Annotated in this window: 15 protein-coding genes and 4 pseudogenes; 10 read left to right on the top strand and 9 right to left on the bottom strand. The window is 66.3% G+C overall.

Annotation, left to right across the window (positions count from 1 at the left end):
- The first annotated feature begins 109 nt into the window (after window positions 1-109).
- A complete protein-coding gene (locus G4G31_RS15155; protein ID WP_182988373.1) occupies window positions 110-1,483 on the top strand; it encodes a YihY family inner membrane protein in 1,374 nt (457 codons plus the stop codon).
- 226 nt (window positions 1,484-1,709) lie between these two features.
- Here G4G31_RS15155 and G4G31_RS15160 read toward each other — a convergent pair whose 3' ends face one another.
- Genes G4G31_RS15160 through G4G31_RS15170 form a run of 3 tightly spaced genes read right to left on the bottom strand, consistent with a single transcriptional unit; the run spans window position 1,710 to window position 4,134 of the window.
- On the bottom strand, window positions 1,710-2,000 hold the full coding sequence (locus G4G31_RS15160) for a DUF962 domain-containing protein (RefSeq protein WP_182988374.1): 291 nt from the start codon (window positions 1,998-2,000) through the stop codon (window positions 1,710-1,712).
- Window positions 1,997-2,821, bottom strand: coding sequence for an alpha/beta fold hydrolase (locus tag G4G31_RS15165; RefSeq protein ID WP_182988375.1), 825 nt, complete (start codon window positions 2,819-2,821; stop codon window positions 1,997-1,999). Before G4G31_RS15165 ends, G4G31_RS15160 begins: the two co-directional genes overlap by 4 nt.
- Window positions 2,822-2,823: 2 nt before the next feature.
- The gene (locus G4G31_RS15170) at window positions 2,824-4,134 is read right to left on the bottom strand and encodes an O-acetylhomoserine aminocarboxypropyltransferase (RefSeq protein ID WP_182988376.1); all 1,311 of its coding nucleotides are present in this window, start codon (window positions 4,132-4,134) and stop codon (window positions 2,824-2,826) included.
- 216 nt (window positions 4,135-4,350) lie between these two features.
- On the opposite strand from G4G31_RS15170, the gene G4G31_RS15175 reads away from it, so the two are divergent.
- Entirely contained in the window at window positions 4,351-4,803 is a 453-nt protein-coding gene (locus tag G4G31_RS15175) for a CBS domain-containing protein (protein WP_182988377.1), read from the top strand.
- Between the two features lie 113 nt (window positions 4,804-4,916).
- On the opposite strand, the gene G4G31_RS28485 is transcribed toward G4G31_RS15175, so the two are convergent.
- Together G4G31_RS28485 and G4G31_RS28495 are read right to left on the bottom strand one after the other, a co-directional pair.
- Entirely contained in the window at window positions 4,917-6,257 is a 1,341-nt protein-coding gene (locus G4G31_RS28485; protein ID WP_308622174.1) for a bifunctional diguanylate cyclase/phosphodiesterase, read from the bottom strand.
- A 9-nt stretch (window positions 6,258-6,266) separates the two neighbouring features.
- Window positions 6,267-7,417: pseudogene (locus G4G31_RS28495) on the bottom strand (DUF3369 domain-containing protein); the annotation flags it as partial.
- Here G4G31_RS28495 and aroC point away from each other — a divergent pair.
- Window positions 7,361-8,466, top strand: a pseudogene (gene aroC / locus G4G31_RS15185) (chorismate synthase). The pseudogenes G4G31_RS28495 and aroC overlap by 57 nt on opposite strands.
- 1,036 nt (window positions 8,467-9,502) lie before the next feature.
- Here aroC and G4G31_RS28500 read toward each other — a convergent pair.
- Together G4G31_RS28500 and G4G31_RS15195 are read right to left on the bottom strand one after the other, a co-directional pair.
- Window positions 9,503-9,985: pseudogene (locus G4G31_RS28500) on the bottom strand (HDOD domain-containing protein); the annotation flags it as partial.
- Window positions 9,982-11,649 carry a bifunctional diguanylate cyclase/phosphodiesterase gene (locus tag G4G31_RS15195; RefSeq protein WP_182991803.1) on the bottom strand — a complete coding sequence of 556 codons (1,668 nt, stop codon included), beginning with the start codon at window positions 11,647-11,649 and terminating at the stop codon, window positions 9,982-9,984. The gene G4G31_RS15195 and the pseudogene G4G31_RS28500, both read right to left, overlap by 4 nt.
- A gap of 411 nt (window positions 11,650-12,060) precedes the next feature.
- On the opposite strand from G4G31_RS15195, the pseudogene G4G31_RS15200 reads away from it, so the two are divergent.
- The 4 genes and pseudogenes from G4G31_RS15200 (at window position 12,061) to G4G31_RS15215 (ending at window position 15,545) form a co-directional block, all read left to right on the top strand.
- Window positions 12,061-13,751, top strand: a pseudogene (locus G4G31_RS15200) (isovaleryl-CoA dehydrogenase).
- 195 nt (window positions 13,752-13,946) lie between these two features.
- Window positions 13,947-14,597, top strand: a complete 651-nt coding sequence (gene upp / locus G4G31_RS15205) for a uracil phosphoribosyltransferase (protein WP_182988378.1) — start codon at window positions 13,947-13,949, stop codon at window positions 14,595-14,597.
- A 15-nt stretch (window positions 14,598-14,612) separates the two neighbouring features.
- On the top strand, window positions 14,613-15,080 hold the full coding sequence (locus G4G31_RS15210) for an Hpt domain-containing protein (RefSeq protein WP_229425016.1): 468 nt from the start codon (window positions 14,613-14,615) through the stop codon (window positions 15,078-15,080).
- A gap of 261 nt (window positions 15,081-15,341) precedes the next feature.
- The gene (locus tag G4G31_RS15215; protein WP_182988379.1) at window positions 15,342-15,545 is read left to right on the top strand and encodes a cold-shock protein; all 204 of its coding nucleotides are present in this window, start codon (window positions 15,342-15,344) and stop codon (window positions 15,543-15,545) included.
- Window positions 15,546-15,628: 83 nt separating this feature from the next.
- Here the strand turns inward: G4G31_RS15215 and G4G31_RS15220 are convergent, their stop codons facing one another.
- Complete coding sequence (locus G4G31_RS15220; protein ID WP_182988380.1) at window positions 15,629-16,561, bottom strand: LysR family transcriptional regulator; 933 nt, start codon at window positions 16,559-16,561, stop codon at window positions 15,629-15,631.
- A gap of 159 nt (window positions 16,562-16,720) precedes the next feature.
- Between G4G31_RS15220 and aceB the strand changes: the two genes are divergently transcribed.
- Window positions 16,721-18,310: a malate synthase A gene (gene aceB, locus G4G31_RS15225; protein ID WP_182988381.1), complete on the top strand. Its 1,590-nt coding sequence runs from the start codon at window positions 16,721-16,723 to the stop codon at window positions 18,308-18,310.
- Between the two features lie 232 nt (window positions 18,311-18,542).
- Here the strand turns inward: aceB and gloB are convergent, their stop codons facing one another.
- Window positions 18,543-19,382, bottom strand: a complete 840-nt coding sequence (gene gloB, locus G4G31_RS15230) for a hydroxyacylglutathione hydrolase (RefSeq protein WP_182988382.1) — start codon at window positions 19,380-19,382, stop codon at window positions 18,543-18,545.
- A 23-nt stretch (window positions 19,383-19,405) separates the two neighbouring features.
- Here gloB and G4G31_RS15235 point away from each other — a divergent pair, with 23 nt between their 5' ends.
- On the top strand, window positions 19,406-20,188 hold the full coding sequence (locus G4G31_RS15235; protein ID WP_182988383.1) for a class I SAM-dependent methyltransferase: 783 nt from the start codon (window positions 19,406-19,408) through the stop codon (window positions 20,186-20,188).
- A gap of 24 nt (window positions 20,189-20,212) precedes the next feature.
- Window positions 20,213-20,650 (top strand): ribonuclease HI, encoded by a 438-nt coding sequence (rnhA, locus tag G4G31_RS15240; protein ID WP_056336018.1) that lies wholly within the window; start codon window positions 20,213-20,215, stop codon window positions 20,648-20,650.
- Window positions 20,651-20,719 lie beyond the last annotated feature (69 nt).

The following is a 20,719-nucleotide window of genomic DNA, read 5'->3' on the forward strand; positions in this document are numbered from 1 at the left end:
CAAGCTGTATCCGTAAGCCGCATGCACAAGCGGCACGCATAAGCGACCCTGCCGAGGCACATGCTGGAGCACCCCCCGGACACGGGCCCGCACGAATCCTGAAAACGACATGCTTTCCAAAACCGTCAACGCGATATCCCGTTCCACAGCCGGCCTCTTCAAGGGCGTGGATGCCAGCAGCGTCGAGCGCGTACGCGGCCTGAGCGCTCACGAGGCACTCGACCTGGTCCGCTTCGCCCGGCGCCGCCTGCGCGAAGAAATGCTGCCGCAAGTGGCTGGCAGCCTGACCTTTACCACCACCCTTGCGCTGGTCCCGCTGCTGACGATCGTACTGGCCATTTTTACCACGTTTCCGATTTTCGGTCAGCTCCGCACGGCCCTGGAGACGTATTTCGCCCAGGCCCTGATTCCGAAGGCGATCTCGAGCACGATCATCTCGAATTTGACCCAGTTCGCCAGCAAGGCCAAGGGCCTCTCGCTGCTCGGCGCCATCGTCCTGCTGTTCACCACGACGACGATGATGGGCATGATCGAACGGGTGTTCAACCGCATCTGGCGCGTGCGCCGCCCCCGTCCGCTGACCCAGCGCGTGCTGGTGTACTGGGCCCTGATCACGCTGGGGCCGCTGCTGTTCGGCCTGTCGATCACCCTTACCGCCCAGCTGTTCACGGCCACCGACGGCATCACGCGCGCCGCGCCGATGGTTGGCGCCTTCTTCTCGATGCTCGCTTCGGTGGCGCTCACCACGGGCGCCTACACGCTGCTGTACGTGACGGTGCCGAACCGACGCGTGGGTTGGCGCGACGCGCTGTGCGGCGCGCTGGCTGCGGCACTTGCGTTTGAACTGGCCAAGCGCCTCTTCGCGCTCTTCATCCGCCAGTTCCCCACCTACGCCATCATCTACGGCGCGCTGGCGGCGCTGCCGCTGTTCCTGGTGTGGATGTACCTCTCCTGGCTGATCACGCTGGTGGGCGCCGTGCTGGCGGCGGCCCTGCCGATCGTCAAGTACGAGCGCTGGTGGCACGTGCCGGCGCCGGGCGGCGAATTCATCGACGCAATGGCGGTGCTCAAGGTGCTGCATGGCGGCGCGCATGCGACCGGCTCCGCGCTGGTCACGAGCAGCGCCTTGCGCGCGCATACGCGGATCGGCTACGACGAGCTGAGCCTGCTGCTGGAGCAGATGGTTGGTGCAGGCTGGGTCGGCCGGGTGCAGGTCGAGGCGTCCAGCCAGGGCATCTGGCGCGCGACCGCCCGCAGCGGGCAGGATGCCTGGGTGCTGCTGGCCGATCCGGAAAAATTGCGTGTGGCCGAGGTGTATCGCCTGTTCGTGTTCGGTGGGGCGGAAGCAGCGCTGTCGCCGGCGGCCCGGCCGGTGGCGGGTTCGAACCTGTCGCTCGATACGGCGGCGCTGGCACGCCAGGTGGAAACCGCAGTGGAGGAGGGGCTGGAGGAGCCGATTGCCGCCTATTTCGCCCGTGCTTGATGCATGGCCCGGATGATTGTTCGAAACGCCTGATGGTAAGCGCAGGGCCCGACGTTCGTAGGGTGGGCACTTGTGCCCACGCGGGATGGCACGGGTGAGCAATCGAACGGCCCGATCCCGGTCGCGATGCACCCCGACGTCGCTCGCGGCCCGAATTCTCATCGGTACCATGCCGCGTGGGCACGAGTGCCCACCCTACGGTGAACCAGATCGCCGCAAGCCACCCCTACCAGCTCAACTTCCCCGTCAGCATCTCCCAATACATCACCCAATCCGCCTTGAACGACAACCACGGCTGCGCAAACGTCGCGGGCCGGTTGTGCTCGTAGAAGAAATGGCCGACCCAGGCGCCGCCATAGCCGAAGACGAGCGCAGCCAGGATCCACCAGGCGTTGCCGCTCACAGCGGCCGTGACCAGCGCCACCAAGGCGCTGGTGGTGCCGATGAAGTGGGCGCGGCGGCAGCGGCGGTCGGCATGCTGGGTCAGGTAGTAGGGATAGAACTCGGCGAAATTCATGCTGTCGTCTCCTGGGGGCGTGTCGTCGCAAATGCGGCCAGTGCGTCGAGCACGGCATCGGGCTGCTCGCTCATCAACGAGTGGCCGGCGTCGACCTGCACGATGGTGCCACGGGCGACGGCACCCGTGAGCAGCCTGGTCGAGCGGGCCGGGGTCATCATGTCCTTGCGTCCGAAGATGAACAGGACCGGGCAGGCCAGGGCGCGCGCCGCCGCTTCGCCGTTGGCATAGCTGTTGCAGGCGGCAAAGTCGGTATGGAACAGGCCCTCGGGATTGAGCGCCGACATGCGCTGCATCAGCCGGCGCGCGCCGCCCAGCACTGAAAAGCCCGGAGCCGGGCTCGACGGCTTGTGCGCGATGCTCGAGTGCGACCAGATGTTGACCATGTCGATCGCCGCCGGCTCGTCGTCGCGGGCGGTGGCGAGCAGGGCGTCGGACACCTTCATCGGGTAGGTCGTGCCGAGCATGGCCAGGGCCGATGCGCGCGCCGGCTGGCGATGCGCGGCCTCCAGCGCGATGAGCGAGCCCATGCTGTGGCCGACGAGGAGGGCACGCGCCACGCCCGCCGCGTCGAGAAGCGCCAGCAGCCAGTCCGCCATCTCCTCGACGCTGCCAAGTGCCGGCCCGGCACTGCGTCCGTGCCCCGGCAGGTCGACGGCCAGCACGCCATGGCCGTGGTGTGCGAACCAGCGCGATTGCAGGCCCCAGACCGAGTGGTCGTTCTGGGCGCCGTGGATGAAGACGACGGTCGGCAGCGCCGCGTCGAAGGCCCTGCCGCCCGTGTAGCAATAGGCGGCCTTGCCATGGATGTCGAGGATCATGCTCAAGCTCCTTTCTGCGCCGCCTTGAGCGCGCGTGCCAGGTCGTCGATCAGGTCGTCCGCATCTTCCAGTCCGACCGAGAGGCGCATCGTGCCCTCCGTGACGCCGCTCGCGGCCAGCTGGTCAGAGGGGACGCGGAAGTGGGTCGTCGAGGCAGGGTGGATCACGAGCGACTTGGCATCGCCCACGTTGGCCAGGTGCGAGAACACCTGGAGGCTGTCGACGAAACGGCGGCCCGCGGCGCGGTCGCCCTTCAGGTTGAAGGTAAAGACGGCGCCGCAACCCTTGGGCAGCAGTGTCTTTGCCAGCGCGTGGTCCGGGTGGCTGCCTAGCTCCGGGTAGGAGACCGAGTCGACCATCGGGTGGCTCAGCAGGAACTCGACGATGCGGCGCGTGTTGGCGACGTGGCGCTCCATACGCAGGCCCAGCGTCTCGATGCCCTGCAGGATGGCAAACGCATTATGCGGGCTCATGGTTGCGCCGAAGTCGCGCAGGCCCTCGCGGCGCGCGCGCAGGGCGAAGGCGCCGACCGTGGATTCTTCCGTGAACACCATGCCGTGGAAGCCCTCGTAGGGCGCGCACAGTTCGGCGAAGCGCCCGCTGCGTTCGAACGCGCGTTGCCAGTCGAAGGTGCCGCCGTCGACCAGCAGGCCGCCGATCGCGGTACCGTGCCCGCACAGGAACTTGGTAGCCGAGTGGAAGACCAGGTCGGCGCCGAGATCGAAGGGCTTCATCAGCCAGGGCGTGGTGAAGGTGGCGTCGACCATCAGCGGCAGGTCGTGTTCATGGGCGAGCGCGCCGATGCGCGGGATGTCGAGCACGTCCAGGCCGGGGTTGCCGAGCGTTTCGCCAAACAGGACTTTCGTCTCCGGCCGGATCGCCGCGCGCCAGGCATCGATGTCGCGCGGGTCGACAAAGGTCGTTTCGATGCCGAAGCGTTTCAGGGTATAGGCCAGCAGGTTGTGCGAGCCGCCGTACAGGGCTTTCGAGGCGACGATGTGCGAGCCGGCTCCGGCGATCGTGCACAAGCCCAGGTGCATCGCCGCCTGGCCGCTGGCCGTGGCGATGCCGGCGACACCGCCTTCGAGCGCGGCGATGCGTTCCTCGAGCACGGCATTGGTCGGGTTCGAGATGCGCGAGTAGACGTGGCCGCTGCGTTCCATGTTGAACAGGGAAGCGGCATGGTCGGAATCGCGGAAAGCGAACGAGGAGGTGAAGTGGATCGGGGTGGCGCGCGCGCCGGTTGCCGGATCGGGCGAGGCGCCTGCGTGCAGCGACAGCGTATCGAAGCCGGGATATCGTGGACCGCTCATGGATGGCTCATCTAGGCAATAATGATGGCCGGCATCGTAGCATTCTTTCATCTGGCGGCGACAGCTCGCGCTATCCCGGCGCAGGCTGTTCCCTCGCAAACCTGGATTTTCTGCTAGGCTTAGGCTACATTCGTGTTATGCCTTAGACAAAAGTAGATAGAACAACTTACAGTGAATATTCCAACAGAAATGCCAACTGACGCCGGGGTGGCCAATATGAAAGTTTCAGAGATCCTGCAGGTGAAGGGCAACATCCTTTACACGGTGACGCCCGAGACGCTCCTGGCCGATGCCGTGAACACGATGTCCGAGAAGGACATCGGTTCCCTGGTGGTGATGGAGTATGGCGACCTGGTCGGGATGCTGACCTTCCGCGAAGTCATCAAGGTGCTGCACGCGAATGGCGGCGCCCTCGGTGCCGGCACGGTGCGCAAGCACATGGACGACAGCCCGATCACCGTCACGCCCGACACCGAAGTGAACGAAGTGCGGCGCATGATGCTGGAAAAGCATGCGCGCTACCTGCCGGTAATGAATGCCAAGACCCTGCTGGGCGTGATCTCGTTCTACGACGTCGCACGTGCGGTGCTGGAAGCGCAAAGCTTCGAGAACCGCATGCTCAAGGCCTATATCCGCGACTGGCCGGCCGAGCAGGCTGCCGAAGACTGAGGCAAGCCAGGGTGGGCTGCTCGTCAATCAGGCCCGCGCCTGGTTGACTCGACGCGGTCGAACGCCGTTTGCCTCGCCGCGGCTCGCATGCGCGCCGCGGCCACCCGTCCCCATCAAGCCGCGCGCTCCACAGGCTGCTGTCCCAGCCACGCCAGCAAGTCCTGCGGCGCCAGCGGCCGCGCGAACAGGTAGCCCTGCGCCAGCGGGCAGCCCAGCGCATGCAGGATCTGCGCCTGGCGCTCGTCCTCGACCCCTTCGGCAACGATCGACAAGCCCAGGTTGCGGCCCAGCTGGATCACCATCTCGGCAATGCTGCTGCCGCGTGCCGAGCCCGTGATTTCGGTGACAAAAGCGCGGTCGATCTTCAGGCGGTCGACCTGCAGGCGCTGCAGGTGCGACAGCGACGAGAAGCCCGTGCCGAAATCGTCGATCGCGATCGACACGCCGGTGCGCTTGACCTGGGCGAGCAGGTCGGCGAGCTGCTGCGGCTCTTCCATCGCCATCGATTCCGTGATCTCGAGCTCGACGTATTCCGGCGGCGCGCCGGTCTCGTCGAGGGCGCGGCGCAGCACCTCGACGAAGTGCGGATGGCGGAACTGCACCTGCGAGACGTTGATCGACATCGTGAACGCCTCATGGCCTGCCTGGTGCAGGCGCACCAGTTCGGCGCAGGCTTCGCGCAGCACCCAGGCGCCGATCTCGACGATCATGCCGGAGTACTCGGCAATCGGAATGAAACGGTCGGGCGGAATCATCCGGCCGTCGGCCGTGCGCCAGCGCAGCAGCGCCTCGGCGCCGAAAGGACGATGGGTGGCCAGGTCCACCTGGGGCTGGTAAGCCAGGTAGAGCTCGCCGCCCTTGAAGCCGCTGCGCAGCGCATGCATCAGGCGCACGCGTTCGCGGATCTCCACGCCCATGCCGCGCGAAAAATAGAAGTGGCCGCCGCGCTGCTGGGTCTTGGCACGCTTGAGCGCAATATCGGCGTCCTTCAGGGCGTCGGCGCCGCTGCCGTCATGTTCAGCCAGGCGCACCAGGCCGAAGGTGCCCGAGACCTGGACGTCCTGGCCGTCGATCGAGAAGGGGACAGCGAACAGGGCGTCCAGCGCTTCCGGGGTGTTGAGGGCGCTGTCGCCGAGCACGGCGAAGATGTCGCCGCCGATGCGCGCCACCGTCAGGCGAGGGTCGAGCTGCTGCTGCAGGCGCTGGGCCACCGCCACCAGCAGCAGGTCGCCGAAGCCATGGCCGAGGGCGTCGTTGGTTTCGGCGAAATGGTCGAGGTCGACCAGGGCCAGCGTGGCGTCGTGTTCGCCCGCGGCGGCGACGGCGGCGTCGAGCGCCTCGACCAGGCGCGTGCGGTTCGGCAGGCGCGTCAAAGGGTCGGTAAAGGCGGCCGCGTTCAGGCGGCCCACCAGTTCGACGTTGTCCAGGCCCACCGAGACGACGCTGGCAAACACGTTCAGGAGGCGCCTGGCGCCTTCGCTTGCCGGTGCGGCGAGGTCGACGGCGGCAACGAACTCGCGTCCCGACTTGCCGGCGAAGTAGAGTGCCGGGCAATCCGGCGCGAAGCGAGCCTTGCGCGCCGCCAGCGCTTGCTGCGCAAGCGCGGCCAGGCGGGGTGGGCGTGGGCCGCGAGCGTCGTTCCTTCCAGCGAACGGGCCTCGCCCGCCGCGCCGATCACGCGCAGCTGGCCGGCGTCGTCGAAGCACAGCACGCCACCGGGCTCCTGGCCGAGCAGGGCCGCGGCCTGGGCCAGCACCGAGCGCGCCACGTCGCGGGCGCCGTGCAGCGTCATCAGCTCGGCCCCGGCATGGACGATGCGTTCGAGCCCGGCACGGCCATAGCCGAGCGCCTGCAGTTGCTGGTAGCAGCGCACGGCCGCGGCCACGGTCGTATAGAGCTTGGTGCGGGTGAGTTCGGACTTGGTGCGGTAGTCGTTGATGTCGAGGTCGCGGATCGCGTCCATCTCCGGCGCGTACCCGGGTTGCCCGGTGCGCAGGATGATGCGCACGTCGGCGAGGCCCGTGGCTTGGCGCACGTGACGGACCAGGTGCAGGCCGGCGTCGGGCTGTTCCATCACGACGTCGAGCAGGATCACCGCGATGTCGGACTCGCGTTCGAGCAGGGAGCGCGCCGCGCGGGCCGAATAGGCGTGCAGGAATTCGAGCGTGCGGCCCTGTACCTCCAGGCCCGCGAGGGCGAAGGTGGTGGTCGAGTGCACGTCGGCGTCGTCGTCGACGATCAGGATGCGCCATGCCGGCCGTTTGCCGGCCACGGGCATGCCTTCTTGTGGCTCGTCCAGGAATACCAGGTGGTCGTGCGCGGCGGCGTCACCCGGCGGTATCGATGCGGGCATTGTTCTTGCGTCTCCAGGATGGGCTCGACATACTTTACTGATCCAGTATAGCCGGAATTGCCGAGTTGATAGGTCGAATATTGCGCTACGGCAAAAATATGCCGGATTTCGGCAACAGCCCCGCTTGCCAGCCCGGCGAGCGGCCCCCATACCAAGCCCCGCGCCGGCTGGTAAAATGGATTTTTTCACCCTACTGCGCCTACCATGTCCGGCAATACTTTCGGCAAGCTGTTTTCCGTTACCACCTTCGGCGAATCGCATGGTCCCGCGATCGGCTGCGTCATCGACGGCTGCCCGCCGGGCCTGGCCCTGTCCGAGGCGGACATCCAGCCGGAGCTCGACCGCCGCAAGCCCGGTACCTCGCGCCACGTGACCCAGCGCCGGGAAGCGGACCGGGTGCAGATCCTGTCGGGTGTCTACGAAGGCGTCACCACGGGCACCCCGATCGCGCTCCTGATTGCCAACGAAGACCAGCGCAGCAAGGACTACGGCAACATCGTCGAGACCTTCCGTCCCGGCCACGCCGACTACACCTACTGGCACAAGTACGGCGTGCGTGACCCGCGCGGCGGCGGCCGTTCGTCGGCGCGCCTGACGGCACCGGTCGTCGGCGCCGGCGCGGTGGCCAGGAAATGGCTGCGCGAGCGCCATGGCGTCGCCTTCATGGGCTGCATGCGCCAGCTCGGCGAGATCGAGGTGCCCTTTCGCGGGTGGGAGCACGTGGCCCATAACCCGTTCTTCGCCGCGACGGACGACGCGGCGCTGCTGGCGCGGATGGAAGCCTATATGGATGACCTGCGCCGCGCCGGCGACTCGATCGGCGCGCGCATCGACGTCGTGGCATCGAACCTGCCGGTGGGCTGGGGTCAGCCGATCTACGACAAGCTCGATGCCGACATCGCCTACGCGATGATGGGGATCAATGCGGTCAAGGGCGTCGAGATCGGCGCCGGCTTCGCCTCGGTCGCGCAAAAGGGTTCCGAGCATGGCGACGAACTCACGCCCGAAGGCTTTGTCGGCAACCATGCCGGCGGCGTGCTGGGCGGGATCTCGACCGGCCAGGACATCACGGTCTCGCTGGCGATCAAGCCGACCTCCTCGATCCGGGTGCCGCGCCGCTCGATCGACAAGGCCGGCGTGCCAGGCCTGGTGGAAACCTTCGGCCGCCACGACCCTTGCGTGGGCATTCGCGCCACGCCGATTGCCGAGGCCATGCTGGCCCGGTGCTGATCGACCACGCGCTGATGCATCGCGCCCAGTGCGGGGACGTGGTGGTGGACACGCCGCGCATCGGGCCGCACGGCGCCTGATCCGACAAGGAAGCGGCGCGGGTCCTGTCGGGGGCTTGAGCGCCGCGACCTCGACCTGGGTACGGCGCTCGACCGCGCGCACCACCAGTGCACGCAGGTCGTTCAGCAGCGAGAACTCGGCCTGGCTCAGGCTGACCGACGGGAAGCTGTCGTCCCAGTCGCCATAGATGAAGCCGACCGGCTGGCCACCCATGCACAAGGGGATGACGACGAAGCAGCGCGCGCCCGTCAGACCGGTCTTCCACCACGCCGGCAGCTTGGCGGCGAATGTGGGATCGCGCGCGTTCTCGATGAAGATCACGCGGTCGCTGGCAAGGGCCGCGTGGAAGACGTCGGCCGCATAGCCGTCCGCGAAACCGAGTTGCGGCATCAATGCCCGTGCGCCTTCGCCGAAACCCATCTTGGCCAGATACTTGCCCTCGCGGCGGTTGCGCAGGAAGGCAAAGGCACGCGTGAACGACAGGCCCCGGTAGATCGTCTCCAGCGCCATCGATGTCATCTGGCCGGGCGTGACGTCGATGCCGGCGTCGCGCATGTCGGCCACGCCGCTCATCAGGATGCGGTTGCCCGCTTCGCGCTTGCGCGTCACGGCCTCGGCCTGCGCGCGCTTCACGGAAGGCCTGGCCAGCGGCGCGATCGTCAGGTCGGCGGCCGCCTCGGTCTTGGCCTGGTTGACCGCGTCGAGGATGGCGTCAAGCTCCACGCCCAGCATCGGCGCGAATGCGCTTGCCAGGTCGCGCACGCGCGCGGCGCCAGGCGCGTCGTCGTGCCACAGCGAGTCGGCGCAGCGCGTGGACATCGTTCCCAGCGCCGCCAGCCAGTCGTCGTGGCGGAATGCGGCATTGCGCTCGCCGGGTTCGAGCGTGCGCATGCTCGCGACCAGGTTGCGCGGCAGCCCCAGTGTTCGGCGGCGGCCCGTCCCAGCTCCCTCCAGGCTCAGGCCCAGCACGCTGCGTTCGCCGCCCCCAGCGCCGGGCGCCTGCAGGCGCGCCCACGCTTCCGGCAGGTAGAAGGTCACCATCATGCGTCCCAGGGAATGCAGGATGGAGCAGACCACGGCTTCCTCGGGGTCGCGGGTGGCCGCGCGCGCCGCCACCTGGTGTGCCACCATTCCGGCCAGCACGGCTTTTTCCATCTCGACGTGGGCCGGCGCGGAGTCCGGCCTGTTCCTGGACAGTTCCTCGATCAGCTTCAGGCCCAGCGCGAGGTGGCCGATGGCCTCGGTACCCAGCACCAGCACCGCCTTCGAGACGGTATTGACCCGCTGGCCGAAGGCCGAGTACATGCCGCTGTTGGCAAGGCGCAGCACCTTCTGGGTGAGCACCGGGTCCGACAGCACGGTCTGGGCCATCGAGAATTCCTGCTCGTCCTCGCCGCGCATCGACGCCAGGATGGCATTGATCGCACGCGCAAAGCCCGGCATGTCGCCCTGGCGGCGGGTGCGCTCCCACAGCAGGGCGAGGGTGGCGTCGGCCGTGGCCGGACGGTCGGTGGAGGGCGAGATGCCTGGTTGCGTCATGGTGTGCTTGCCCGTGGTTCGGACGGCGGCAATGCCGTGTAATGCTTGTCTTCGAGGGCCGCGAGCGCGACATCCGCCGGCATCGGCTTCCCGGTGAGGTAGCCCTGCACGTAGCGGCAGTCGCGGCCCTGCAACCAGGCCAGCTGCTCCTCGGTCTCCACGCCTTCCGCGACGACCGCGAGGTCGAGGTGGCGCGCCATGTCGAGCACGGCGCTGCAGATGGCCGCTTCCTTGTGCGCGCCCGGCAGGTCCTTGACGAAAGCGCGGTCCACTTTCAGCACCGAGATCGGGAAGCGCTTGAGGTAGGCCAGCGAAGAATAGCCGGTGCCGAAATCGTCGATCGCGATGCGCGCGCCGCGCGCGGCCATGCGTTCGAGGATGGTCTCGGCATGCACCGGGTCGACCATCAGGGTGCCCTCGGTGATCTCGAGCACGAGGCGGTCACCCGGCAACTCCGAGAAGGCCAGCGCCTCGTCGAGCACGTCGAGGAATTTGTCGTTGCGGAACTGGCGCGGGCTGATGTTGACCGAGATGTAGAGCGGCCGCCCCGCCGCTTCCTCGAACTGGCGGATCTGGGTGCAGGCCGCCTTCAGGGCCCAGGCTCCCAGCAGGGTGATCAGGCCGTTGGTCTCGGCGATCGGGATGAAGCGCACCGGCGGCACCATGCCCAGGGTCGGGTGCTTCCAGCGCATCAGCGTCTCGAAGCCCTCGATCAGGCGTGTGCGCGCGTCGACGATGGGCTGGTAGTAAAGCAGGAATTCCCCTTCGCGCACGGCGCTGAACATGGCCGCCTCGAGCGAGATGTCGTGCTGGGGCGCGCCGCCTTCGCGCGCGCTGTAGACGAGGGCGCGGCCCTTGCCGGTTTCCTTGGCGCGGGCCAGCGCCGCACCGGCCAGGGCCAGCAGGGTGTTGTCGTCCTCGGCATGCCCGGGACAGAGCGCGATGCCGATCGAGGCGCCCAGATGGATCGTATGGCCGTCGACCTCGAAGGGCGTTTGCAGGGCCGCGAGCAGGCGTCCGGTCACGAGCTTGATCTGCGCCTGGCTGACCGTGCCGGGCAGGATGGCGACGAACTCGTCGCCGCCCAGGCGCCCTGTGGTATCGCTGTCGCGCAGGGTCTTGCGCAGGCGCGCCGCGGCCTGGCGCAGCACGGCGTCGCCCACCGGATGGCCGGCGCCGTCGTTGACTTTCCTGAAGCCGTCCAGGCCGACGGTGGCGAGCGCGAAACCCTGGCCGGAACGGCGCGCGTTGGCAACGACCACGCGGATGCGGTCGCCCAGCAGCAGCCTGTTCGGCAAATCGGTGAGCGCGTCGTGGGTCGCCATGTGGCGCAGGCGCTCTTCGGTGGCGAACTGCGCACTCATGTCGCGCCCGACGACGAGCAGGCTGGCGTCAAGCTCGCCGGTCGCCGCGATGCGCAGCTCGAAAGGTAATTCGCGCCCCGGGCAGCGCAGGCGTACGCGCAGCTGCACCGGTTCAGAAGTGGCGCAGGCGTCGACGATGGCGGTGCGCAGCGCCGCGCTGTCGGTCTCGGCGACCAGGCTGGCAAGCGGCAGGTCTTGGAGCCTGCCTTCCAGCCCCAAGAGGCGGGCAGCGCGGCGGCTGGCCGTGCGGATCTGGCCCGAGGGCGCGAGACGAAAGACGGCGTCGCCCGCCGCTTCCATCAGGCCGTCCAGGCAGGTGGCGCCGTGCGCCTGGGCTGGCAGAGCGGACGGCAGGGCGGTAGGGGAACGCATTGTCGAATATCTGCCTTCTTGCTGGCTTGGGAGCGAAAACCGCGCGACTTGTGCAAGCGCAGGGAACTGTATCACCGAAAAATTCTGAAGGGCATTGCAACGCGCCCCGCGTGGACATCGTTTGCGCTAGCGCAGGGTTGCCTTGCTTGACGCCGCGCTTTGCGCTAGCCTGTTGCCGAAACGAGTTGTCGATCGATCAACTGCGCTGCGTCTGGTTGCCCATCAGCATTGTCGCCGATGGAAGCGAGTGGAACCAGCCGCTTGGCTCGTTTTCGATGCTTTTGCGCAACATAATCACGAAATATCACATCTGGAGCGCCGCGTGCGCGAGGAACCGCGATGAATCCCTTCGACACCCATGAAGTCCTGAACCAGGCGCCGCCCTTTGGCGACATCAACCTGTTCCGCTGCGACCCGGCCCTGCAGGAAGCCCTGGCGCGCGAGGGTGCAGGCTGGGCGCTCGACGCCCTGGCTTCGCTGGGCGAGCGGCTCGGACGCGCCGAGGTGCTCGACCCGGCCCGGCTGGCCAATGCGAACGGCCCGCGCCTGGTCAGTTTCGACCGCAGCGGACGCCGTGTCGACGAGGTGGAGTTCCATCCGGCCTGGCACAACCTGATGAGCCTGATGATCGGGGCCGGCGCGCACTCGGCGCCCCTGGCGCGACCCACGTCCCGGTGCCCAGGTCGCGCGCGCCGGCGCCTACCTGCTGTTCGGCCAGGTCGAGAACGGAGCGCAGTGTCCGGTGACGATGACCTATGCCTCGGTGCCCGCCCTGCGCCGCGCCGGCCGCCTGGGCGAGCGCTGGCTGCCGAAGATCCTGTCGAACGAATACGACCCGCGCTCGCTGCCGGTCGAGCAGAAGCGCGGGGCCCTGATCGGCATGGGCATGACCGAAAAGCAGGGCGGCACCGACGTGCGCGCCAACACGACGCGGGCGCGGGAGATCGCCCCGGTGACGCGCGGGCGCGCTTCGGCGAAGAAGGCGAGGGCGCCTGGCAGATCGTCGGCCACAAGTGGTTCTTTTCGGCGCCGCAGTCGGACGCCCACCTGATCCTGGCGCAAACCGGCGAGGGCGGCAGCGCCGACGGGTCGCCGCCCGGACTCTCATGCTTCTTCGTGCCGCGCTACCTGCCGGACGGCAGCCGCAACGCCATCCGCGTGCAGCGTTTGAAGGACAAGCTCGGCAACCGTTCGAACGCCTCCTCGGAAGTCGAGTTCTGCGACGCGGTCGGCTGGCTGGTGGGGCCCGTCGGGCGCGGCATCCCGACCATTCTCGAGATGGGCGGCTACACGCGCCTGGACTGCGTGGTCGGCACGGCCGGCATCATGCGCGCGGCGCTCTGCCACGCGCTGCACCACGCGCGCGGGCGCAGCGCCTTCGGCAGGCCGCTGGCGCAGCAGCCCCTCATGCAGAACGTGCTGGCCGACCTTGCCCTCGAATCGGAGGCGGCCACCGCTTTCGCGCTGCGCCTGGCGCGCTGCTTCGACAGCCTGGACGATCCGATGGAAGCGGCGCTGGCCCGCATCCTGACTCCGGCCGGCAAGTACTGGCTGTGCAAGCGCGGCCCGGCTTTTGGGGCCGAGGCGATGGAGGTCATGGGCGGCAACGGCTATGTCGAGGACGGGCCGCTGGCGCGCCTGTACCGCGAGTTCCCCGTCAACTCGATCTGGGAAGGCTCGGGCAACGTGATGTGCTGGATGTGCTGCGCGCGCTGGCCAAGTCGCCGGAGAGTGCGCGCGCCGCGCTGGAGGCGGAACTGGCCCCGACCGCCGCGCTCGACCCGCGTTTTGGCGCCTACGTGGCGCGCCTCGGCCAGGACATGGCCCGGGCTGGCGAACTCGACGGTCGGCGCCTCGCCGAGCGCCTGGTCATCGCGGTCCAGGGCGCCTGCCTGCTACGCCATGCGCCGGCGTTTGTCGCCGAGGCCTTCGTCGCATCGCGCATCGCGCAAGACGTCGGCGGCGCCTTTGGCCGGCTGCCGGCAGGGCTCGACCTGGACGCCATCCTGGGGCGGGCTTTGGCGGTTTAGGGTGAAATTTCTACAGCGGGGCGCGACAAACCTGCGCGCTACTGGGATAATGGCGGGTTACGATCCACAGGCAGCCTGGCAACAGTCCATCGTAGCGGTGCATGCGCCGTCCCGTACCCGCGTACGGCACGGCGAGGCACCGGCGATGCGGCCGCAGTCCGGCGCTCCACACACCAGAACAATTCCATGTCGATAATGAAACAAGACCCGCGCTTTCCCAGCCTCTTCATCCTGAATCACCCGCTGATCCAGCACAAGCTGTCGCACATGCGCGAGCACGACACCTCGACCCGCACCTTCCGCGAACTGCTCAAGGAAATCACGCTGCTGATGGGCTACGAGATCACGCGCGACCTGCCGCTGACGACGCGCCCGGTCCAGACCCCGCTGGTCACGATCGACGCACCCGTCATCGCCGGCAAGAAGCTGGCGATCGTGCCGATCCTGCGCGCCGGCATCGGCATGAGCGACGGCCTGCTGGAACTGGTGCCCTCGGCACGTGTGGGCCACATCGGCGTATTCCGCGACCCCGAGACCCACGAGCCGGTCGAGTACCTGGTGCGCCTGCCCGACACCACCGACCGTACCTTCATCCTCTGCGATCCGATGGTCGCTACCGGCAACTCGGCGGTGCACGCGATCGACGTGCTGAAAAAGCGCGGCGTGCCGGACGAGCAGATCCTGTTCCTGGCCCTGGTTGCCGCGCCCGAGGGCGTGAAGGTCTTCCATGACGCCCACCCGAACGTGAAGCTGTATGTGGCCTCGCTCGATTCGCACCTGGACGCGCACGCCTACATCGTCCCTGGCCTGGGCGACGCCGGCGACCGCATCTTCGGCACCAAGTAAGCGGTGGCGGGAGCGATGCAAGCGGGCTTCTTTGCCCGCCTGATGCAGGCGAACGAGACGTTCCGCGCCGGCCTGCCGGGCACGTTGCGCAGGCTGCAGGACGTGCGGGCCGGTCTCGATCCGGCGGCGCCCGCGGCCGACCTGGTGGCCGAGCTGGGTGCGCTGCTGCACACGCTTGCCGGCGCGGCCGCGACCTTCGGTTTTTCGCGAGATGGGGCAGGGTGCGCGCAGCCTGGAGCAGCGCCTGCGCGTGCTCACCGCATTCGATCACGTCGGTGCAGGCGACTGGTCGGCCTGGCTGGCGGGCGTGGAGCAATTCGCACAGGCGGGCCTGGCAGGCTCGCGCTCTGCGTAGCACGGCCCGCCTCCGGGCGTGTTGCCTTGAGCAAAAAATCTTGCATGAAGCCGTTTGATCCACCGCAAACTTGCCACCCTTCGATCGCCTATATTCTCCTTACTGCCGACGTAAAACCGTTAGCGTGAAAGTTGGCTAGCAGAAGCACCTTATACCGGGTCAATACTGCCTTCAAGCAATGTTATTCGACATCCTCAGGTACTGCTTTCCAGCAATGTAACGCGCCTTGTTTTTTTATTTTGCGAAAATTGGGTGCACGCGGTTTTATTCGGTATAATACGGGATCGTTGGGTTCGAGCTAGTAGTGCAGTCTGTCTGTCATTTCTTTCTTGCTACTTCAAACGATCATAAACGGGCGTAAGCCCACTTAACTGAAATAGGAAATTGTAATGGCAACTGGCATCGTTAAATGGTTCAATGACTCCAAGGGTTTCGGCTTCATCACCCCTGATGAAGGCGGCGAAGATCTGTTCGCGCACTTCTCGGCTATCCAGAGCCAAGGCTTCAAGTCCCTGCAAGAGAACCAGCGCGTCTCGTTCGACGTGACCTCGGGTCCTAAGGGCAAACAAGCATCGAACATTCAGCCGATCTAATCGTCGCTGAGTTACGATGAAAAATCCTCGGCACTGCCGGGGATTTTTTTCGTCTGTTGGTTTCAAAAGATTGTTGACGGAAGTTAATAAGCTGGGCCGCCCTGCTGTTTAATTTCCGTTCGCCAATAATCAGGCTGGGCATAGGCCCGCCGGAGAAAGTCGACGAAGGCGCGGATACGCAGCGGCAGGTGGCGCCGCTGGGCAAATACGGCATGGATGTCGTTGCCTGGCGCCGCGTATCCGTCGAGCACCGTCACCAGTTCGCCCGACTCGATTTGCGCGGCGACTTCCCACATCGAACGCCATGCCAGGCCGCGGCCCCTCAAAGCCCATTCGTGCAGCACGGCGCCGTCGTTGCACACCATATTGCCGGCCACCCGCAGCGTCACCGTCTTGTTATTCTCGCGAAAGGTCCAGCCGCGCTGGCTGCCTTCGCTGCTGATCGCCAGGCAATTGTGGCGCGCCAGGTCGGCCAGCGTGACGGGCGTGCCATGACGCTTCAGGTAGCCCGGCGCTGCCACCACCACCCGCGCATTGTCGGCGAGCTTGACGCCGACCAGGTTCGAGTCGCCCAGGCTGGCGATGCGAATCGCCACATCGATGCCTTCACCGACGACGTCGACGACGCGGTCGTTCAGGTTGAGGTTGACGGTCACGTCGCGATGTTCGGCAAGGAAGGAGGGCAGCAGGGGTGCCACATGCTGGCGCCCGAACCCGGCCGGAGCCGATACGAGCAGGTGGCCACGTGCATGGGCGCTGCGTTCCGACACTGCGGTTTCGGCGTCTTCCAGTTCGCCCAGGATGCGCTGGCAATCCTCGAGAAAGGCCGCGCCTTCATCGGTCAGTACCAGGCGCCGGGTCGTTCGCTGCAGCAGCTTGACGCCGAGCCTGCTCTCGAGGGAGTCGAGGCGCCGGCCGATCATTGCCGGGGCGATGCCTTCAGCCCGTGCCGCGGCCGACAAGCTGCCGCGCGCCGCCACCTCGACGAAGGTGGAGATCTCCTTGAACTTGCCCATGGTCTTGCCTCATCTGTGACAAATACGCACAGATGATGTGCATAAATGTATCGTTTAGCTACTTTCTGTTGACTATACTTGATGATATGACAAACGCCAAGCTTGCCTCTGCCCGGCGTTCGCGACACGATTTTTGACATCACAGCAAGGAGTTTCACCATGACCATCGCTCTCCCACCAGGACTCGACATCCGCGCCGAGATCAAGCCAGGCTACGAACAGATCCTCACGCCCGAAGCGCTCGCGCTTGTCGCCAGCCTGACGCGCCAGTTCGAGCCTCGCCGCCAGGAACTGCTCGCCGCCCGCGTCGAACGCGCGCGCCGGCTCGATGCCGGTGAGCGTCCGGATTTTCTGCCGGAAACCGCGCACATCCGCGCCGGCGACTGGACCATCGCGCCCATCCCGCAGGCACTGGAATGCCGCCGCGTCGAGATTACCGGACCGGTCGAGCGCAAGATGGTCATCAATGCGCTGAACTCCGGTGCCGACAGCTACATGACGGACTTCGAGGATTCGAATTCGCCCAACTGGGACAACCAGATCACGGGCCAGATCAACATGGTCGATGCCGTGCGCCGCACGATTTCGCTCGAGCAGAACGGCAAGACCTACAAGCTGGGCGACAAGGTCGCGACACTGGTCGTGCGTCCGCGCGGCTGGCACCTGGACGAAAAGCACGTGCTGGTCGACGGCAAGCGCGTCTCGGGCGGCATCTTCGACTTCGCGCTGTTCATGTTCCATAACGCAAAGGAACAGCTGGCGCGGGGCGCCGGGCCATACTTCTACCTGCCGAAGATGGAATCGCACCTGGAAGCGCGCCTGTGGAACGACATCTTCATCGCCACCCAGGAAGCGCTCGGCCTGCCGCGCGGAACGATCAAGGCAACGGTGCTGATCGAAACCATCCTGGCCGCCTTCGAGATGGACGAGATCCTGTACGAGCTGCGTGAACACAGCGCTGGCCTGAACGCGGGCCGCTGGGATTACATCTTCTCGTGCATCAAGAAGTTCAAGCTGGACAAGGACTTCTGCCTGGCCGACCGCCCGAAGGTGACGATGACCTCGCCCTTCATGCGCGCCTACGCCCTGTTGCTGCTCAAGACATGCCACAAGCGCGGTGCGCCGGCCATCGGCGGCATGTCGGCCCTGATTCCGATCAAGAACGATCCGGAGAAAAATGAGGTCGCGATGGGTGGCGTGCGTAACGACAAGGCGCGTGACGCCAGCGACGGTTACGACGGCGGCTGGGTTGCGCATCCCGGCCTGGTCGAACTGGCGATGACGGAATTCAAGAAGGTGCTGGGCGACAAGCCGAACCAGATCGAGAAACAGCGTCCGGACGTGGAGGTGACTGCCGAGCAGCTGCTCGACTTCAAGCCGGAGACGCCGATCACCGAAGCGGGACTGCGCTACAACATTAACGTCGGCATCCATTACCTTGGCGCCTGGCTGGCAGGCAATGGCTGCGTGCCGATCCACAACCTGATGGAAGACGCGGCGACCGCGGAGATCAGCCGCTCCCAGGTCTGGCAATGGATCCGCTCGCCGAAGGGCGTGCTCGAGGACGGCCGCAAGGTCACGGCCGAGATGGTGCGGGCGATGATCGGGGAAGAGCTGGTCAAGGTGAAGGGGGACGCGCCGAACGGCGACAACCCGAGCTACGCGCGCGCGGCCGTCATCTTCGAGGAAATGTCGACGTCCGAGCAGTTTGCCGAGTTCCTGACGCTGCCGCTGTACGAAGAAATCTGAGTCGCCCCCTTGGCGCGAAATGACGCCGTCCTCCGGGCGGCGTTTTTTTTGCTGCGCCATTGGGCTCGACCAGCCTGCTGCGCCCGGGCGCCAGGATACCCGGCAGTTCCGTAAAAACGTAACTAACCAACGGGAAGCGCACTGCGACAAGCAATGCGCGGCTGCGCACGCGCCAGGGCGAGGCCAGCAAAATGGGGGGGCAGGGTATTCGCGCGAGCCTGGCGCTGCTGGTTCAGAACACGTTTTTCCACTCGCGCAGGACGGCAAACGCCTCTACCGGCGCGGCGCCTTCGCCTAGCTTGCCGGCCGCCACCAGCGATGCCACGATCGCAGGATCGCGGTAGCGCAGGAAGGGATTCGTGCTGCGTTCCAGGCCGATGCTCGAGGGCACCGTCGGCAGGCCTGCCGCACGTTTCGCGCTCTCGTCGCGCATGCGTAGCGCCAGCGCCGCGTTGTCCGGATCCACGGCCTGGGCAAATCGCAGGTTGGACAAGGTGTATTCGTGTGCGCAGTAGACTTCAGTATCGCCGGGCAGGCGTGCGAGCTTGTCCAGCGACGCCGCCATCTGCGCCGGCGTGCCTTCGAACAGGCGGCCGCAGCCGCCGGCGAACAGCGTATCCCCGCAGAACAGCCAATGCAGCCCTGGCGTGCGCCGCACATAGGCGATATGGCCCAGGGTATGTCCAGGCACCTCGAGCACTTCCAGTTCCAGGTCCAGCCCCGGCACGACCACGCGGTCGCCTTCGCCCAGCGGGTGCTTCACTTCGTCGATGCCATCGTTGCGGGGGCCGTACACCGGAACCGGAAAGCGCGCCAGCAGATCGCGCACGCCCCCGATATGGTCAGCATGATGATGGGTGAGTAGAATGGCGGTGAGGCGCAGGCCGTGGTCGGCGAGGCTGGCAAGGATGGGGCCGCTGTCGCCGGGGTCGACCGCCGCGGCATGCACGCCGTCGTGGATCAGCCAAAGGTAATTATCCTTGAACGCAGGTACGGTCAGGACAGTCAAATCGTTACGACTGCCGGCAGGGAGGGCGTCGCGTCCAGCTGCGTTGCCTGGGGGAGGGGTCATGGGTTCCACGCAAAAGGAGTGTGATGGATAGCGCTGCATCGGAAAAATCCATTATAGCGCTCGACGAATGGCTGCTTTCGCCGGCGGGTGCCTACGTGCGCGCTTTCGAACAAGCCTGCCTCGACGAGCTGACGGCCGACATCTTCGGCTTCAATGCCGTGCAAATCGGCGTGCCGCAAATCGATGCGCTTGCCGCCAACCGCATGCCCAACAAATGGCAGGCGGCCACGCGCACGTCCACCTTCGACGAACTCGAATTTGCCGCCAGCGGCAAGCAGATCGCGGTCGCACTGGATTTCTCGGAATTGCCATTTGCCTCGCAAAGCCTGGATTTGGTGGTGCTGCCGCACGTCCTGGAATTTGCGGCCGAGCCCCACCAGGTACTGCGCGAGGTCGAACGCGTGCTCATCCCCGAAGGGCAAGTCATCATTTGCGGCTTCAATCCGGCCAGCCTGTGGGGCATGCGCCAGGGGCTGGGCAAGGTAACGCGCAGCGGCTACCTGCCGTCGGCGGGCGAATTCATCTCTATGCCGCGCATGAAAGACTGGTTAAAATTGTTGAATCTTGGCGTAACGCGCAGCCATTTCGGCTGCTACGCGCCACCGTTTCGCACGGCACAGTGGCTCAACCGTTTCACCATGATGGAAGGGGCGGGTCAACGCTGGTGGCCCTATCTCGGTGCCGTCTACATCGTGCACGCGATCAAGCGCGTGAAAGGCATGCACCTGATCGGGCCGGCGTGGAACAAGAAAACAAGCCGGGCGCCGCAGGCGGTGCCGGCGACGAATCGGCATCATCGAAAATAATTGGAACAGGAAAGACCAGGCGGCATGACGAAAGTGGAAATTTTTACCGATGGCGCTTGCAAGGGCAATCCCGGCGCCGGCGGTTGGGGCGCGCTGCTGGTCGCTGATGGACACGAGAAAGAAATTTTTGGTGGGGAACCGAACACCACCAATAACCGCATGGAACTGAAGGCCGTGATCGAGGCTCTTGGCGTGCTGAACCGTCCGTGCGAAGTCGTACTGCACACCGACAGCCAGTATGTGCAGAAGGGGATCTCGGAATGGATCCACGGCTGGAAGGCGCGCGGCTGGAAGACGGCCGCCAAGGAACCGGTCAAGAACGACGACCTGTGGAAGGCGCTCGACCTGGCCCAGCAGCAGCACGCGGTCGAATGGCGCTGGGTGCGCGGCCACAACGGCCACCCCGGCAACGAGCGCGCCGACGTCCTGGCGAACCGGGGTGTGGCGACCTTGCGTCGTTGATTGTCGCATGCATGCGCTATACTGCTGACTTGCCGCGATTCAATAATTTCGCTCAACTCAGACCACAGT

Origin of the sequence: Massilia sp. Se16.2.3 (genome assembly GCF_014171595.1) — a bacterium.
GTDB lineage: Bacteria > Pseudomonadota > Gammaproteobacteria > Burkholderiales > Burkholderiaceae_D > Telluria.

Bases quoted from the DNA above. Each gene is read 5' to 3' on its own strand.
- G4G31_RS15165 (WP_182988375.1), bottom strand. From the start codon at position 2,821: ATGATCCTCGACATCCATGGCAAGGCCGCCTATTGCTACACGGGCGGC.
- aceB (WP_182988381.1), top strand. From the start codon at position 16,721: ATGACCATCGCTCTCCCACCAGGACTCGACATCCGCGCCGAGATCAAG.
- G4G31_RS15215 (WP_182988379.1), top strand. From the start codon at position 15,342: ATGGCAACTGGCATCGTTAAATGGTTCAATGACTCCAAGGGTTTCGGC.
- G4G31_RS15235 (WP_182988383.1), top strand. From the start codon at position 19,406: ATGGATAGCGCTGCATCGGAAAAATCCATTATAGCGCTCGACGAATGG.
- G4G31_RS15195 (WP_182991803.1), bottom strand. From the start codon at position 11,649: ATGGAAGCGGCGGGCGACGCCGTCTTTCGTCTCGCGCCCTCGGGCCAG.
- G4G31_RS15170 (WP_182988376.1), bottom strand. From the start codon at position 4,134: ATGAGCGGTCCACGATATCCCGGCTTCGATACGCTGTCGCTGCACGCA.
- gloB (WP_182988382.1), bottom strand. From the start codon at position 19,382: ATGACCCCTCCCCCAGGCAACGCAGCTGGACGCGACGCCCTCCCTGCC.
- G4G31_RS15210 (WP_229425016.1), top strand. From the start codon at position 14,613: ATGCAAGCGGGCTTCTTTGCCCGCCTGATGCAGGCGAACGAGACGTTC.
- G4G31_RS15175 (WP_182988377.1), top strand. From the start codon at position 4,351: ATGAAAGTTTCAGAGATCCTGCAGGTGAAGGGCAACATCCTTTACACG.
- upp (WP_182988378.1), top strand. From the start codon at position 13,947: ATGAAACAAGACCCGCGCTTTCCCAGCCTCTTCATCCTGAATCACCCG.
- G4G31_RS15160 (WP_182988374.1), bottom strand. From the start codon at position 2,000: ATGAATTTCGCCGAGTTCTATCCCTACTACCTGACCCAGCATGCCGAC.
- G4G31_RS15155 (WP_182988373.1), top strand. From the start codon at position 110: ATGCTTTCCAAAACCGTCAACGCGATATCCCGTTCCACAGCCGGCCTC.
- rnhA (WP_056336018.1), top strand. From the start codon at position 20,213: ATGACGAAAGTGGAAATTTTTACCGATGGCGCTTGCAAGGGCAATCCC.
- G4G31_RS15220 (WP_182988380.1), bottom strand. From the start codon at position 16,561: ATGGGCAAGTTCAAGGAGATCTCCACCTTCGTCGAGGTGGCGGCGCGC.